Raw genomic sequence first — 16,043 nt, forward strand, 5'->3', positions numbered from 1 at the left:
TCAGGAGGAAACGAAAATGAAAAAGACAGCACTGGTGATTATGGCAGCCGGTATCGGCAGCCGTTTTGGAAAAGGAATCAAGCAGCTTGCACCGGTAGGCCCGAAGGGCGAGATCATTATGGACTATTCCATCCATGATGCACTGGAGGCAGGATTCAACAAGGTCGTATTTATCATCCGCAAAGACCTTGAAGATGAATTCAAAAAAGTGATCGGAGACCGTATCTCCAACATTACAGAAGTTGCTTATGCATTCCAGGAGATCGACGATCTTCCGGGCAATTTTACAAAACCGGCGGACCGTACCAAGCCATGGGGAACCGGACACGCTGTACTGGCAGCAAAGAAAGTCCTTTCCGAGCCATTCGCTGTGATCAATGCAGATGACTACTACGGAAAAGAAGCCTACGTAAAGGTGCATGACTACCTGGTACAGGATCATCTGCAGGATGGCCCGATGCACATCTGCATGGCAGGTTTCCGCCTTGGAAATACATTAAGTGACAACGGAAGCGTCACAAGAGGAGTGTGCCATATTGAGGATGGCAAGCTTGTGGGCGTTACAGAGACACATAACATCTTCAAGACAGCAGACGGCGCAGAGACAAGAAATGACGATGGTACAGCAGAAACACTGGATACAAAGAGCCTTGTTTCCATGAATATGTGGGGACTGACACCGGAATTTATGGAGATCCTTGAGAAAGGCTTCGTTGAGTTCCTTGGCGGGATCAAAGAGGGAGACATCAAAAAAGAGTATCTTCTTCCTGAGCTTATCGACCAGCTGATCCATTCCGGAAAAGCAGCGGTAGATGTTCTTGAGACAAAGGACGAGTGGTTCGGTGTTACCTATCAGGAGGATAAGGCATCTGTACAGGCTGCATTCAAAAAACTTACAGATGACGGCGTTTATCCGGAAGGACTGTATCAGTAATAAAGGAGAACATTATGGGTAAATATTTCGGAACAGATGGTTTTCGTGGTGAAGCAAATGTAAAACTTACAGCAGATCATGCATTTCGTGTGGGACGTTATCTCGGCTGGTATTACGGCAGAGATCACAAGGCGAAGATCGTGATCGGCAAGGATACAAGAAGAAGCAGTTACATGTTTGAGTATGCCCTTGCGGCAGGACTTACCGCATCCGGAGCAGATGCCTATCTGCTTCATGTAACCACAACTCCAAGTGTATCCTATGTGGTACGTACAGAAGATTTTGACTGCGGTATCATGATTTCCGCAAGCCATAATCCGTTTAATGATAATGGGATCAAGGTCCTTAATGAGAACGGACAGAAGATTTCCGCAGATATTGAAGCACGTATCGAGGCATATCTGGACGGCGAGATCGAGGAGCTTCCGCTGGCAACCGGAGAAGATATCGGCTGTACTGTGGATTTTGCATCCGGAAGAAACCGTTATATCGGACATCTGATCTCTATCCCATGCCATGATTTCAAAAATATCAAGGTTGGGCTGGATTGCTCCAACGGAAGCTCATCCGCCATTGCCAAGAGTGTTTTTGACGCACTTCGTGCAAAAACCTATGTGATCAACAATGAGCCAAACGGAACCAACATCAACCGTGGCTGCGGTTCCACACACATTGAAGTTCTGAGACAGTTCGTGGTAGATAAAGGCCTGGATATCGGTTTTGCATATGATGGTGATGCAGACCGCTGTATCGCCGTAGACCACCGCGGAAACATCATTGACGGTGATAAGATCATGTATGTGTGCGGCAAATATTTAAGAGAGAAAGGCCAGCTCAACGGAAATACAGTTGTAACCACCGTTATGTCCAATCTTGGTCTTTACAAGTCTCTGGAGCGTGAAGGCATCGACTATGAGCAGACTGCAGTTGGTGACAAATACGTTGCCGAGAACATGATGGAAAACAATTACAGTATCGGTGGTGAGCAGTCCGGACATATCATCTTCAGCCGCTATTCTGCTACTGGTGACGGGATCCTGACTTCTCTTATGATCATGGAGGCATGTGTGGATCAGAAGGCCACACTCTGTGACCTTGCAAAGGAGATGAAGGTTTATCCGCAGCTTCTCCGGAATGTGCGTGTTTCCGACAAGAAAACAGCACTGGAGAACGAAAAGGTAAAAGCAGCCATTGAGGCAGCCGCAGAGGCACTTGGCGATGACGGACGTATCCTGGTACGTGAGAGTGGTACAGAGCCGCTGATCCGTGTTATGGTAGAAGCGGGAACGGATGATCTCTGCCATAAATATGTAGATAGTGTTGTTGATGTGATGGAAGCCGAAGGGCTTGTTGTAGAATAAGGAATTCCATGAAAAAAACAAAGACCGTATTGATTCTTGCAGCCGTTACAGGAGCCTTGCTTCTGGGCGGCTGTGGCAGTGAAAAAACAAAAATATATGAACAGGCCGGAAAGGATCTTTCCCAGGGAAGCTACAAGTATGCCCTGGAGGAGTACCAGAGCTCTATCCAGAACGGAGTGAAGCTGGCACAGTCCTATCGCGGGGCAGGTATCGCAAGCCTGCGTCTTGGCAAATATGAGGATGCGGTGAATAGCTTCACGGAAGCTCTGAACTGCGATAAAGTAAGCAAAAGCCTTCGTAAGGATATCCTGTCCTACCGGGCTACTGCAGAGCTGAAGTCTGGAAAATACGAGGATGCCATGGCAGACTGCCAGACACTTGGAGAAGATTTTTCCATGGATGCAGGCAGTTATTTCCTCACCGGAAAGGTTGCCCTTGCCATGGATTCCTACGAAGAAGCCGCATCTAACTTCAAACAGGCCTATGGAGAAGATTCCACCTATGATATGGCGATCGAGATCTATGAGGCATATCTGGACAAGGATATGGAAGCGGACGGAACCAGATATCTGGAAGCTGCTCTTTCTTCTGAGGCCAAGGATGCCCAGGACCACTGTGACAGAGGCCGTGTCTACTATTATATGGAAGACTACAGCAGCGCAAAAAAAGAGCTTCTGGAAGCAACCAAGAAGGATAATACGGAAGCATTGCTTCTTCTGGGAATGGTATATCTGGCCCAGGATGATGTGGAAAATGCTCAGGCAATGTACAAGCAGTATATTTCCGCAGTGGGTGATTCCGCCAAGGGCTATAATGGTCTGGCACTGTGCGATATCCGAAGCGGAGATTATGATTCTGCTCTTGATAACATCACAAAAGGCCTTCCGACAGCTACCACAGACGAGATGCAGAGTCTTCTGTTCAATGAGATCGTAGCCTATGAAAAAAAGCTGGATTTTGCTACTGCACTGACCAAGGTCCAGGAATATATTGAGATGTTCCCTGAAGATTCCGCTGCAAAAAAAGAGCGGGCTTTCCTGAAAACCAGAACGTCTTCGGAGGGCTGATATGGAATATTTTGAGGAAATACAGGACAGGGTTATCCTGATCGGTGTCCAGGCAGATCGGGGGGATGACATGGAGGAATCCCTGGATGAGCTTGGAGAACTTGCGGCTACGGCAGGTGCGGCGGTTGCAGGCAGGATCATTCAGAATCGTGAGGCCGTACATCCGGGCACCTATATCGGAAAAGGCAAGATCGAAGAGGTAAAAGGTCTTCTCTATGCCCTGGATGCCAATGGTGTGATCTGTGACGATGAGCTTTCTCCAGCCCAGATGAATAATCTGGAGCGGGAGCTGGAGTGCAAGGTTATGGATCGTACCCTGCTGATCCTTGACATTTTTGCGAAGCGTGCCGTCACAAGTGAAGGCAAGATCCAGGTAGAGCTTGCACAGCTTCGTTACCGGTCTGCACGTCTTGTGGGACTACGTTCTTCTCTTTCGCGACTTGGAGGAGGAATCGGAACCAGAGGCCCTGGTGAGAAAAAGCTGGAGACAGACCGTCGTCTGATCCGGAACAGGATATCCGCACTGAAGCAGGAGCTTTCCCAGGTAGAAAAGCACAGAGAGCTGATCCGTTCCAGAAGAGCTGTGGGAAATCTGAAGACAGCAGCCATTGTCGGCTATACCAATGCAGGAAAGTCCACGCTTCTGAATACACTGACAGGCGCTTCGGTGCTTTCGGAGGATAAGCTGTTTGCCACACTGGATCCGACTACCCGTCTTCTGACACTGGATGACGGACAGCAGCTTCTTCTTACGGATACCGTAGGCTTTATCCGCAAGCTTCCCCACAATCTGGTGGAAGCCTTCAAGAGTACTCTGGAGGAAGCCAAATATGCGGATTATATCATTCATGTGGTAGATGCATCCAATCCTCAGGCGGAGATGCAGATGCATATCGTATATGAAACCCTGAAAGAGCTTGGTGCCCTTGGAAAAAAGACGATCACACTTTTTAACAAGCAGGACCGTGTTTCCGGGGAGAGCTTTCGGGATCTCCGGGCAGACCATACGCTGAAGATTTCCGCACGGACAGGAGAGGGGCTTGAGGAATTTAAGCAGCTTCTTTCTGAGATACTGGCAGAAGGACAGATTTATATGGAACGGCTTTTTCCTTATTCGGAGGCCGGTCAGATCCAGCTGATCCGTGAGTATGGACAGCTTCTTTCGGAAGAGTATACCGAAGGCGGGATTGCTGTAAAAGCAAGAGTTCCGCGGGAAATCTATCCGAAAGTCACATAATGTTAAAATATCTACTCAGTACCATATATAGTACCGTGAACAAAACGGGCACTATATATGGTACTTTTTATGTTGACGCAAAGAGGCGTGTCTGATACAATAAGCCTACAGCGCTTTGAACACAGATCGTGAAACGGAGTGTGTTCGTAAGCAGGCAAGTGAGGCGGAATGGAATATCCGCTTATAAATAAATGCATGAGGGAGGCATTTTCTTATGTTTCAGGTAGTAAAAAGAGACGGTGAATTAGACGAATTTAAAATGGGGAAGATCACCGCGGCAATTGATAAGGCATTTGATGCCAAAGGTAAGAATTACAGTTCGGATATGATCGATCTTCTGGGACTTCGTGTTACAGCGGATTTTCAGAATAAGATCGAGAACAACCGGATTTCTGTTGAGGATATCCAGGACAGTGTGGAGAACGTACTGATCCAGGCCGGATATTCTGATGTTGCCAAGGCGTATATCCTTTATCGTAAGCAGCGTGAGAAGATCCGCAATATGAAATCCACCATCCTTGACTATAAAGAAATCGTAAACAGCTATGTAAAGGTTGAGGACTGGCGTGTAAAGGAGAACTCAACGGTTACTTATTCTGTAGGAGGTCTGATCTTAAGCAACTCCGGAGCAGTTACTGCAAACTACTGGCTGTCTGAGATCTACGACAACGAGATCGCAGATGCACACAGAAATGCAGATATCCATATCCATGATCTGTCCATGCTGACCGGTTACTGTGCAGGCTGGTCCCTGAAGCAGCTGATCCGAGAGGGACTTGGTGGTATTGAGGGTAAGATCACTTCTGCACCTGCAAAGCATTTAAGTGTACTCTGCAATCAGATGGTGAATTTCCTGGGTATCATGCAGAACGAGTGGGCGGGCGCACAGGCATTTTCATCCTTTGATACTTATCTGGCACCTTTTGTAAAGGCAGACAACCTTTCCTATCCAGAGGTTAAGAAATGCATTGAGTCCTTTGTATATGGCGTAAATACTCCAAGCCGCTGGGGCACTCAGGCACCATTTTCCAACATTACACTGGACTGGACCGTTCCGGACGACCTTGCAGAGCTTCCGGCTATCGTAGGCGGCAAGGACATGGATTTCAAATATAAGGACTGTAAGAAAGAAATGGATATGGTCAACAAGGCATTTATCGAGACCATGATCGAGGGAGATGCCAACGGACGTGGATTCCAGTATCCGATCCCGACCTACTCCATCACAAAGGAATTCGACTGGTCTGATACCGAGAACAACCGTCTTCTCTTTGAGATGACTTCCAAGTACGGTACTCCGTATTTTTCCAATTATATCAACAGTGATATGAAGCCAAGCGACATCCGCAGCATGTGCTGCCGCCTCCGTCTGGATCTCCGTGAGCTCCGCAAAAAGAGTGGTGGATTCTTTGGCTCCGGTGAGAGTACAGGTTCTGTAGGCGTTGTTACCATCAATATGCCGCGTATCGCATATCTTTCCAGAACGCCGAAGGAATTTTATCAGCGCCTGGACCACATGATGGATATCTCCGCAAGATCTCTTCACATCAAGAGAGATGTGATCAGCAGGCTTCTGGATGAGGGACTGTATCCGTACACGAAGAGATATCTTGGAAGCTTTGACAACCATTTTTCCACTATCGGTCTTGTGGGAATGAACGAAGCGGGCTTAAATGCCTGCTGGCTGAAAAAAGACATGACAGATCCGGAAACCCAGAAGTTTACAAAAGAGGTTCTGGAGCATATGAGAAGCCGTCTTTCAGACTATCAGGAGCAATATCCGGGAGAGCTTTTCAACCTGGAGGCAACACCGGCAGAGTCCACTGCATACCGTCTTGCCAAACACGACAGAAGCCGTTATCCGGATATCAAAACAGCAGGAAAAGAGGGCGACACTCCGTATTACACAAACAGCTCTCATCTGCCGGTTGATTACACTGCGGATATTTTTGACGCACTGGATATTCAGGACGATCTGCAGACTCTGTATACTTCAGGAACCGTATTCCATGCATTCCTTGGGGAGAAGCTTCCGGACTGGAAGGCAGCGGCAGCGCTGGTACGTAAGATCGCAGAGAATTATCGCCTGCCCTATTACACCATCTCACCGACCTATTCTGTATGTCAGGAGCATGGCTACATCAGCGGCGAGCATTTCACCTGCCCGAAATGTGGAAAGAAGGCTGAGGTTTACAGCCGTATCACAGGATATTACCGTCCTGTACAGAACTGGAACGATGGTAAGACCCAGGAGTACAAGAACCGTACCCTCTATGATATTACCCATTCCCAGCTGAAAAAGGTCCATACCAGTGTGATGACCATGAAGGGTGACGAGGTGGAGATCCAGCCAGTGGAATCTCATAAATATCTTTTTACGACCAGCACTTGTCCGAACTGCCGTATGGCAAAGAAAATGCTGGAAGGCGAAGAGCTGGAGATCATCGATGCTGAGCAGAATCCCGAGCTTGTCAAGCAGTATGGGATCCGTCAGGCGCCTACACTTGTGATCACTGACGGGGTACAGGTTAAGAAGTATGTGAATGCTTCTAACATTCAGAAGTATGTGGATGAAGAGCTGGATTGAGCTCTTCGGGGCAATTGTAAATTGTAATTAAAATGGCTGGACGTATGTCTGTTTGGATGTGCGTCTGGTCTTTTTTTATATATTTTTTGTCTTTTTGTTTTTATATTTTTTGGGGGGATTTTCGTTTTTGGGGAAAGGTGGTTGACATTTCATGTCGGGATGGTATACTTATACATGGGTTTAATGATTGAAAGTGTTACACTTTAATGTATGAATATATACCGCTGTAATACCGCGTGGGGGATCCGGGAATTGTTTCCCGGCGGAAATTTGCGAGGGGGAAAGCACTCAAAGTTGCGAAGCCCGTTTTTCCCCCTCGCGCTCCCCCTTTCCGGGCACGCTTTTTTGAACGTACGTTGTGGTGTGTGATACGTTATTGATAGGGTGATGGATTTGACGGTATCGGGAATTCAAGGCTGAGCCGATGAATGAAGGCGGACGGAAAAGCGGCCCGCATAGTGGGCCTGTTCCCTGATATGAGATTTATATTCTGTGATATTTAACTGAATCAAGTAAGTTCCCTGCAGAGTTGCGAAAAGCAATAAGCAGTGGGTGAGGACTTGCTTGTATCAGGAGAAGTGCAGGCTCTATCTGATAAACTGCGGAGCAGTTATTCAGTTATGAGCAAGTAGCGAAGCGGATTGCGAATATCCGCTTGACCTGAATCAAGAAAGCATATCAGTTACTTATATCGGCACAACTTGCAATACCCAACATCGTAGAATCCATCACCCCGTCAGAAAAGTAACACATTCCACAACACAGAACAGCGGCGTGGCCGGGAGGGGAGGAGCGCGAGGAGGGGACGATGGCCTTCGCAACTATGAATGCTTCCCCTCCTCGCACCTGCCGCATGCGAAATGCTCCTCCTGGAAAGGAAAAACCGCATGCGAAATGCTCCCTCCCGGAAAGGGATTCACTTCCAATTAATTTCATGCTAGAATAAAAAAAGAATAATAAGAAAAACAATAACAAGAAAAAATAATCAGGAAAAGAGGAAATCACATCATGGTAAAACAGAATATCGTCTTCGTAGAAAACACTCCGGGAAGTCTTCAGAAAGTCACAAAGATTCTTGCTGAGAATCAGATCGACATCTACGGCTTCGGCTGTTTCGATGCACCGGAGTTCGCAAACTTTCGTATGGTATGTGATGATCCGGAAAAAGCAGACCAGATCATGGCAGAAAACGGATATATGACCCGTATTACTCAGGCTATCCTGGTAGATCTTCAGGATGAGATCGGCGGTCTTGATAAGCTTCTCAGCGTCATGGGCGACAGCAATGTAAACCTTCATTACATTTACACCTTTTTCCACAGAGGTTTGAAAGTCCCGGTAGCGATCATGCACTGTGAGGATCTCCTTGTTGCAGAGAGCGTTCTTCGTAACAATGGATTCAAGGTTCTGGATCGTCTGGTAGATCCGGATGGAGTTGAAGAAGCGTAAGGACATATTCCGGAAAAAATGACAAACAGGAATGACGTATTCACGTATTGAAGTTTTGACAGGGCAATGCTACAATAAAAGAGCGTGTCAGGAAACAGGAAAAACGTTTCCGGGCACGCTCTTATTTACATGTACAACGAGCTGTGGCGAGATTCTGATGAGTGCTGTACAGATCGGAGAAGTAGGCACAGCTGCGTTTATAACGGAATGTACATACAATGGAGGAAATCGATGAAAAGAGAAAGTTTCAGAAAAGGTATGAAGGATGGAGTTCCCATCGCTCTTGGATATTTTGCGGTATCCTTTACCTTTGGCATGATGGCTGTTGCCGGCGGCTTGAGTATCTGGCAGGCAGTCCTGATCTCTTTGACCAACCTGACATCGGCCGGTCAGTTTGCGGGACTGGACATTATTTTTGCGGGAGGCTCCATGTGGGAGATGGCAATGACCCAGCTGATCATCAACCTGAGATACTGCCTGATGTCATTTTCCCTGTCCCAGAAATTCCGGCGTGAGGAGTCCGGCATCCTGAAATACATCGCTGCTTTTGGTATCACCGATGAAATTTTCGGGATCAGTGCGGCCCAGGAGGGAAAGGTCAGCGTATTTTATAATTACGGAGCCATGTGCGTGGCAATTCCCGGATGGACTCTTGGAACTCTGGCAGGAGGAATCTCCGGAAGCCTTTTGCCGGATTTTATGCTTAGTGCGTTGAGCGTTGCCATTTACGGAATGTTCCTGGCCATCATCATCCCGCCGTCCAAAAAGAGCAGACCGGTTCTTGGGGTGGTTGTGGCATCCATGGCAGTCAGTACTGTTTTTGCGGTGACACCGGTGTTAAAACAGGTATCATCCGGATTTATGATCATTATCACAACACTTCTGGTAGCAGGCCTGGCAGCTTATTTCTGCCCGCTGGAAGAGAAAGGGGAAGCCGTTCATGAGTCGTAATGTATATCTTTATATCCTGGTGATGGCAATTGTCACCTATCTCATCCGTATGCTGCCCCTTGCTCTTGCAAAAAACGAGATCAGAAGCCCGTTTATCAAGTCCTTTCTGTACTACGTGCCATACGCCTGTCTGGCAGCCATGACCTTCCCGGCTATCCTGAAAGCCACAGACAGCATCATCTCCGGCGCTGCAGGTTTCCTGGTAGCACTTATTGCTGCATATAAGGAAAAAAGCCTGATCACAGTAGCCCTGCTGGCGTGTGCGGCGGTGTTTATCGTGGAGAGGGTTCTGGTATTTATCTGAAAAGTATAATATGTAGGAGGGAGCTTCGAAAAGCTCCCTCCTTTTTCATTTATTCACCTAAAAATCCAAGATCGATCTCTCCGTCAAACACCGTAGTTGCAGGTCCTGTCATATATACAAGGTTTTCATCTCTTTCCCAGGAGATGTTTAAGTCTCCGCCAAGAAGCTGTACAGTAACCGGCTTGCTGCCGTCAACCTTGTCATTGAGGATGGAAGCTACCGTAACTGCGCAGGCGCCTGTGCCGCAGGCAAGAGTTTCTCCGGAGCCACGCTCCCATACACGCATCTTTACGGTGTGGCGGTCGATCACCTGAACAAACTCAGTGTTGACTCTGTCCGGGAAGCATACGTGATTTTCAAAGGACGGGCCGATCTTTTCCAGGTCAAGGCTGTTCACATCGTCTACGTAGATGATGGCATGAGGATTACCCATGGAAACTGCGGTCATGTGATATTCTTTTCCGTCGACGGTGATGGGAGCGTCGATCACCTGCTCGGTTTCGGCAACCACCGGGATCTCTTTTGCAGTGAGGATCGGGGAGCCCATGTTGACTTTTACCATGGAGGCCTTGCCGTCGCGGATAGTAAGATCCACATATTTGATACCGCTTCTTGTGGCGATGCTTAAAGAAGTTTTGTCCACAATGCCGTGGTCATAGACATATTTGGCAACGCAGCGGATACCGTTTCCGCACATGGCACCCTGAGAGCCGTCCAGATTGTACATATCCATCTCGCAGTCTGCAATCTCAGACGGGCGGATCAGGATCAGACCATCGGAACCAATGCCAAAATGACGGTCGCTGACAAATTTTGCCACTGCGGCCGGATCCTTAACAGTCTCCTCAAAACAGTTTACATATACATAATCGTTTCCAATGCCGTGCATTTTCGTGAATTTCATAATAGTAGCCTCCTCTTGTTTCTGAATATTATACTTGTTTTTTCTGTTGGAGCACAAGACCCACATGAAAAAAACACGCAGGTTTTTTCCATTTGTTGCCTTTAATAGTATAGTATATTGGACAATTGTTATCGAAAAGTGAATTTTCCCTGTGAAATTCCGGTAAATTAGAAGTGGATTTTTGTATTTATGGATTTTATGTGCTTGCATTTTGTCAGAAACATGGTATCATAAAACAAAGTAATATGCATGGAGATGTATAATTATGCTGTACATTACGGATTGGGCTGTTACTGTTCATTGGTAATATTCCGCGAGGTGTTTTTTGTGACCACAGGTCACAGAAAACCCGAGAATTTCGGCGCGAAATCATGCAAAAGCATGATTTCTGTGCATCGCGGAGCGTGTTGCTGGTCACGAAGTGAACAGTAACATTGGACTGACACAAGCAGAGAGACAGTTAACGTAAAGTACATAGAATTCAGGAGGAAGAAAAAATGAAGAGAAAATTTATGGCACTTGCACTTGCAGCAGCTATGACAGTTTCTATGACATCCGCTGTTTTTGCAGCAGATGAGATCAAGAGCGCAGATGATCTGGAGGGTAAGAAGATCGGTGTTCAGCTTGGAACAACCGGTGATGCAGACGCTACAGAGGTTAAAGACGCAACAGTAGAGAGATACAACAAAGGTAATGACGCTGTTATGGCTCTGAAACAGGGTAAGATTGACTGCGTAGTGATCGACAGCGAGCCTGCCAAGAAATTTGTTGAGAAAAACGATGATCTTGAGATCGTTGAGGATATTTTTGATAAAGAGGAGTATGCAATCTGTCTTTCCAAAGATAATGCAGACCTTACCAAAGAGTTCAACGAAGCGCTGAAGGAGCTGAAGGATGACGGAACTCTGGATTCCATCAGAGATAACTACATCGGTGATGATGTAGGTAAGACACCGTATGAGACTCCTAAGGATGCAGATCACTCCAAGGGAACTCTTACCATGGCAACAAACGCAACCTTCCAGCCATACGAATACTATGACGGAGATAAGATTGTAGGTATTGATGTTGATATCGCTCAGGCTGTCTGCGACAAGCTTGGATATGAGCTGAAGGTCGAGGATATGGAGTTTGATGCGATCGTAAATTCTGTTAAATCCGGAAAAGCTGATTTCGGTGCTGCAGGAATGACAGTAACAGAGGATCGTAAAAAGAGCGTTGATTTCACTGATCCGTACACAACTGCAGAGCAGGTTGTTATTGTAAAGAAATAATTTTGCACAGAGAAATCAGAGGATTCTGAACGGATAAGCTGAGAAACAGATATTCGTTGCAGGGTTCAGTAGCGAATGATCAGGTTCCGGATATCCGGGTATGTTTTCCGGATTTCGGAACCTGTAGTTTTGGAAAGGGTGGAAATTTTGAGTCTTATTGAACAGTTTCAGTTTAACTTTCTGGACGACAATCGCTGGCAGTTCATTTTGTCCGGTCTGAAAAATACCATCATCATTACTTTTTTTGCTGTACTTCTTGGTATTTTTCTGGGATTTGTCATTGCTATTGTCCGTTCTACACATGATAAGACAGGTAAGCTTAAGATCCTTAATGTGATCTGTCGTGTTTATCTGACTGTGATCCGCGGTACACCAACGATGGTACAGCTGCTGATCGTATTTTATGTTATTTTTGCAACCATAGATCCGGGTAAGATAGTTGTTGCCATTATCGCCTTTGGTATGAACTCTGCTGCATACGTGGCTGAGATCGTCCGTTCCGGTATCATGTCTATTGATCAGGGACAGTTTGAGGCAGGACGGAGCTTGGGTCTTAACTATACACAGACTATGATCAAGATCATTCTTCCGCAGGCGGTCAAGAACATCCTGCCGGCCCTTGGAAACGAGCTGATCGTACTTTTGAAGGAGACATCCATCAGTGGTTATATCGGACTTATGGATCTGACCCGTGGCGGAGACATTATCCGAAGCCAGACCTACAGTGCACTGTTCCCGCTGCTGGTAGTAGCTGCGATCTATCTTGTGATCGTTTGTTTTCTTACCTATCTGGTAGGAAGACTTGAAAGGAGGCTGAGAACCAATGAGCGTAAGTAATGAAGTGCTTCTGGATGTACAGGGACTTGAAAAGGCCTATGGCGGCAATCAGGTTCTCAACGGGATCACCACACAGATCCGCAGAGGTGAAGTAGTAGCCATTATCGGACCATCCGGCTGTGGTAAATCTACATTCCTCCGTTCCCTGAATCTCCTTGAGGAGCCGACCGGGGGAAAAATCCTCTTTGAGGGAACCGACATCACAGATTCCAAGGTGGATATCAACCGTCATCGTCAGAAGATCGGAATGGTATTCCAGCAGTTTAATCTTTTTCCACATAAGACAGTAAAAGAGAACATTATGCTCGCACCTGTGACTCTGAATCTTATGAGTAAGGAAGAGGCTGAAAAAACGGCACTGGAGCTTCTGGAGCGAGTAGGTCTTCCGGATAAGGCAGATTCCTATCCGGACATGCTTTCCGGCGGTCAGAAGCAGCGTATCGCCATTGCAAGATCTCTTGCCATGAACCCGGACGTGATGCTGTTTGATGAGCCTACATCTGCTCTTGATCCGGAGATGGTAGGAGAGGTCCTGGAACTGATGCAGGAGCTTGCAAGATCCGGCATGACCATGGTTGTGGTAACTCATGAGATGGGCTTTGCCCGCGAGGTGGCAACCAGAGTCCTCTTCATTGATGAAGGAAAGATCCAGGAAGAAAATTCTCCTAAGGAATTCTTTGCAAATCCAAAGAATAAGAGACTTCGAGAGTTTCTTTCAAAGACATTATAATGACATTATAAATATAAGAATATTAAAAACGGATGCTTCATCCTCCTGTGGAAATGCTGCAGGAGATAAAGCATCCGTTTTTTGTAGTGCTAGTTGCAAAAAAATCCTTTTTCTTTCCGCTGCTCAGTGGATTTCTTCACCGGCAGTTTTCTGTGCGGCTTTTATTTCGTTGTAACAGTATTTGATGATAGATTTTCTGGTTATGATCCCGATGAAGGAGCCCTGGTCATCTACCACCGGTACGAAGTTCTGATTAATGGCGCGATCCAGGAGATCTTCCATATTGGAATCTGCATGGACCGGTTTGTAGGTGGCACGGCGTGGGATCGCCATGATCGGGATTCCCTCTGTTTCCTTGATGTCGTGGATATCTGCACGGCGCATGCCCCAGAGGAGATCTCCCTCTGAGATGGTGCCGAGATATTTGCCGTCCATGGTGAGGATAGGAATGCAGGAGTACTTGCGGTGCTCCATTTTTTCGAGGGTCTGGCGAAGCGTTTCATCCTCAAAGATGTAGGCTACTTCGCTTTTGGGAATCAGAAAAAACAGAATGTTCACGTTATTACCTCATTTCCGCGAAAATTATAAATAAATCTGTAGGCTGTTTTAGAGAAGCTGAAGTCCGTGTGTCTCTGCAGCATCTGTGATCTCCTTCGGCCAGAGAGAGACATGTACTTCTCCGATGTGTGCTTTACGAAGGAAGAACATACAGATCCTGGACTGTCCGATACCACCACCGATGGTGTACGGAAGCTCTTTGTTCAGGATTGCTTTCTGGAATGGAAGCTCTCTTCGGTCATCACAGCCTGCTTCGGTAAGCTGGCGGTCAAGTGCGTCCTCATCAACACGGATTCCCATTGAGGAAAGCTCAAGGGCAATGTCAAGTACCGGATAGTATACGAGGATATCACCGTTCAGTTCCCAGTCATCATAGTCCGGGGCACGTCCGTCGTGGCGCTCGCCGTTGGTGAGGGTTTTGCCGACTTTCATAAGGAAGACAGCGCCCTTTTCACGGGTGATCCGATATTCACGTTCCTTCGGTGTGCAGTCCGGATACATGTCAAGAAGTTCCTGAGTTGTGATAAAGAAGATATCCTTCGGAAGGATCTCCTCGATGTAGTCATACTGTACAGCCATGTATTTCTCAGTTTTACGAAGGACACTGTAAATGGTGCGTACGGTTTCCTCGAGAGTCTCTATGGAACGCTCTTCTTTGGAGATGATCTTTTCCCAGTCCCACTGGTCTACGTAAACAGAGTGGATATTGTCCAGATCTTCATCCCGGCGGATGGCTACCATATCTGTGTAAAGACCCTCTCCGTGAGAAAATCCGTATTTTTTCAGTGCGTAGCGTTTCCATTTGGCAAGGGAGTGTACGATCTCGGCGTTGCTTCCTTCGATAGCCTTGATATCAAAGCTTACCGGGCGCTCTACACCATTAAGGTTGTCGTTAAGGCCGGATTCCGGTGCTACAAATGTTGGAGCGGATACTCGAAGAAGGTTCAGCTTCTGTGAGAGTGTCTGCTGGAAGAAATCTTTTACTGTTTTGATCGCAATCTGTGTGTCATGGAGGTTCAGGTCTGCATGATAGGTTGCGGGGATTGTGATTGTATTCATTATCGGCTCCTCCTGATGATTTTTAGGCTTATTGCTCTGTGGGGTATTATAGCAGAAAATGGGTGGAGTGGCAATATAATGAGAGGGGAAGTCTTTTGGGGTATCGTAGAAAAATGCTGGGTATTAAATGCCTGGTGTGATATACTGAAAAAAGAATGCTTATGTTTACGACGGAAATATAAATATCCGTTTTGACGGATAGAATGGAGGGAGCTTATGGCAGGTCAAAGGTGTCAGGTTTGTGGGGGTAAGGTTGTAAATGGCAGGTGTTCATTATGTGGGATGCCTTACAGAAATGATGAGGTGTTATATCATTTGAATGAGCCCCGGGAGATACATTATAAACATGCTTCCGCCAAAGTGCGGGATATGATGCGGCAGTATGGACAGGATGCTGATCAAACAACACAACATAACGGAAACGTAAACCGGAATACGAACGCAAACCGGAATACAAATATAAATCGGAATACGAATGCAAGCCGCAATACCGATTTGAATCGGAATCTAACCAGAAGCCGGAATACAGGTGCAGCAGCCGGACGTAAGACTGCAGCGGCAGTTAATACCAGGAATAAAACAACGGTGGGCAGAAATCGTGCAGAAGTTTTAGATCAGGGAAAAAAACAGCAAAAAAAAGATCAGAAAAGCAGCGGGGCAGGCTGGATCATATGGTTTATAGTGACACTGGCCATTCTGCTTCCGAAATTATGGGATTTTCTTGCAGACTGGATCGGAACAAATTTGTGAGAATATTTCTGCAGTGAGATCAGGCAGTGCTAAGTGTCTGT

General features: G+C 46.7%; 15 protein-coding genes. 12 read left to right on the plus strand and 3 right to left on the minus strand.

Features of this window, described 5'->3' with window-relative positions; translation table 11 throughout:
- The first annotated feature begins 16 nt into the window (after window positions 1-16).
- From EAI83_RS05325 to EAI83_RS05360, 8 genes are all read left to right on the plus strand, one after another.
- Complete coding sequence (locus EAI83_RS05325) at window positions 17-934, plus strand: nucleotidyltransferase family protein (RefSeq protein ID WP_129974729.1); 918 nt, start codon at window positions 17-19, stop codon at window positions 932-934.
- 14 nt (window positions 935-948) lie between these two features.
- Window positions 949-2,295, plus strand: coding sequence for a phosphoglucosamine mutase (glmM, locus tag EAI83_RS05330; RefSeq protein WP_015526146.1), 1,347 nt, complete (start codon window positions 949-951; stop codon window positions 2,293-2,295).
- Window positions 2,296-2,303: 8 nt separating this feature from the next.
- A complete protein-coding gene (locus EAI83_RS05335) occupies window positions 2,304-3,362 on the plus strand; it encodes a tetratricopeptide repeat protein (protein ID WP_129974730.1) in 1,059 nt (352 codons plus the stop codon).
- A gap of 1 nt (window position 3,363) precedes the next feature.
- Window positions 3,364-4,599, plus strand: a complete 1,236-nt coding sequence (gene hflX, locus EAI83_RS05340; RefSeq protein WP_022426861.1) for a GTPase HflX — start codon at window positions 3,364-3,366, stop codon at window positions 4,597-4,599.
- A 214-nt stretch (window positions 4,600-4,813) separates the two neighbouring features.
- Window positions 4,814-7,186 carry a ribonucleoside triphosphate reductase gene (locus EAI83_RS05345; RefSeq protein ID WP_022426862.1) on the plus strand — a complete coding sequence of 791 codons (2,373 nt, stop codon included), beginning with the start codon at window positions 4,814-4,816 and terminating at the stop codon, window positions 7,184-7,186.
- A gap of 1,008 nt (window positions 7,187-8,194) precedes the next feature.
- Window positions 8,195-8,635, plus strand: coding sequence for a hypothetical protein (locus EAI83_RS05350; protein ID WP_021651595.1), 441 nt, complete (start codon window positions 8,195-8,197; stop codon window positions 8,633-8,635).
- A 231-nt stretch (window positions 8,636-8,866) separates the two neighbouring features.
- Window positions 8,867-9,586: an AzlC family ABC transporter permease gene (locus tag EAI83_RS05355; RefSeq protein WP_129974731.1), complete on the plus strand. Its 720-nt coding sequence runs from the start codon at window positions 8,867-8,869 to the stop codon at window positions 9,584-9,586.
- Window positions 9,576-9,890, plus strand: coding sequence for an AzlD domain-containing protein (locus tag EAI83_RS05360; RefSeq protein ID WP_129974732.1), 315 nt, complete (start codon window positions 9,576-9,578; stop codon window positions 9,888-9,890). The genes EAI83_RS05355 and EAI83_RS05360 overlap by 11 nt, the downstream gene beginning before the upstream one ends.
- A gap of 49 nt (window positions 9,891-9,939) precedes the next feature.
- Here EAI83_RS05360 and dapF read toward each other — a convergent pair whose 3' ends face one another.
- A complete protein-coding gene (gene dapF / locus EAI83_RS05365) occupies window positions 9,940-10,794 on the minus strand; it encodes a diaminopimelate epimerase (protein ID WP_015526134.1) in 855 nt (284 codons plus the stop codon).
- A gap of 497 nt (window positions 10,795-11,291) precedes the next feature.
- Between dapF and EAI83_RS05370 the strand changes: the two genes are divergently transcribed.
- From EAI83_RS05370 to EAI83_RS05380, 3 genes are all read left to right on the plus strand, one after another.
- Window positions 11,292-12,068, plus strand: coding sequence for a transporter substrate-binding domain-containing protein (locus tag EAI83_RS05370; protein WP_129974733.1), 777 nt, complete (start codon window positions 11,292-11,294; stop codon window positions 12,066-12,068).
- A gap of 144 nt (window positions 12,069-12,212) precedes the next feature.
- Window positions 12,213-12,905: an amino acid ABC transporter permease gene (locus EAI83_RS05375; protein ID WP_059086976.1), complete on the plus strand. Its 693-nt coding sequence runs from the start codon at window positions 12,213-12,215 to the stop codon at window positions 12,903-12,905.
- The gene (locus tag EAI83_RS05380) at window positions 12,892-13,635 is read left to right on the plus strand and encodes an amino acid ABC transporter ATP-binding protein (RefSeq protein WP_021651603.1); all 744 of its coding nucleotides are present in this window, start codon (window positions 12,892-12,894) and stop codon (window positions 13,633-13,635) included. The genes EAI83_RS05375 and EAI83_RS05380 overlap by 14 nt, the downstream gene beginning before the upstream one ends.
- 123 nt (window positions 13,636-13,758) lie before the next feature.
- Here the strand turns inward: EAI83_RS05380 and EAI83_RS05385 are convergent, their stop codons facing one another.
- Both EAI83_RS05385 and asnA read right to left on the minus strand, forming a co-directional pair.
- The gene (locus EAI83_RS05385; protein ID WP_021651604.1) at window positions 13,759-14,193 is read right to left on the minus strand and encodes a CBS domain-containing protein; all 435 of its coding nucleotides are present in this window, start codon (window positions 14,191-14,193) and stop codon (window positions 13,759-13,761) included.
- A 48-nt stretch (window positions 14,194-14,241) separates the two neighbouring features.
- Window positions 14,242-15,252 (minus strand): aspartate--ammonia ligase, encoded by a 1,011-nt coding sequence (asnA, locus tag EAI83_RS05390; RefSeq protein WP_129974734.1) that lies wholly within the window; start codon window positions 15,250-15,252, stop codon window positions 14,242-14,244.
- Window positions 15,253-15,468: 216 nt separating this feature from the next.
- Between asnA and EAI83_RS05395 the strand changes: the two genes are divergently transcribed.
- Window positions 15,469-16,002, plus strand: a complete 534-nt coding sequence (locus EAI83_RS05395) for a hypothetical protein (RefSeq protein ID WP_129974735.1) — start codon at window positions 15,469-15,471, stop codon at window positions 16,000-16,002.
- The last annotated feature ends 41 nt before the right edge of the window (window positions 16,003-16,043 follow it).

The sequence above is a fragment of the Blautia sp. aa_0143 genome, assembly GCF_004167315.1.
Taxonomy (GTDB): domain Bacteria; phylum Bacillota; class Clostridia; order Lachnospirales; family Lachnospiraceae; genus Blautia_A; species Blautia_A fusiformis.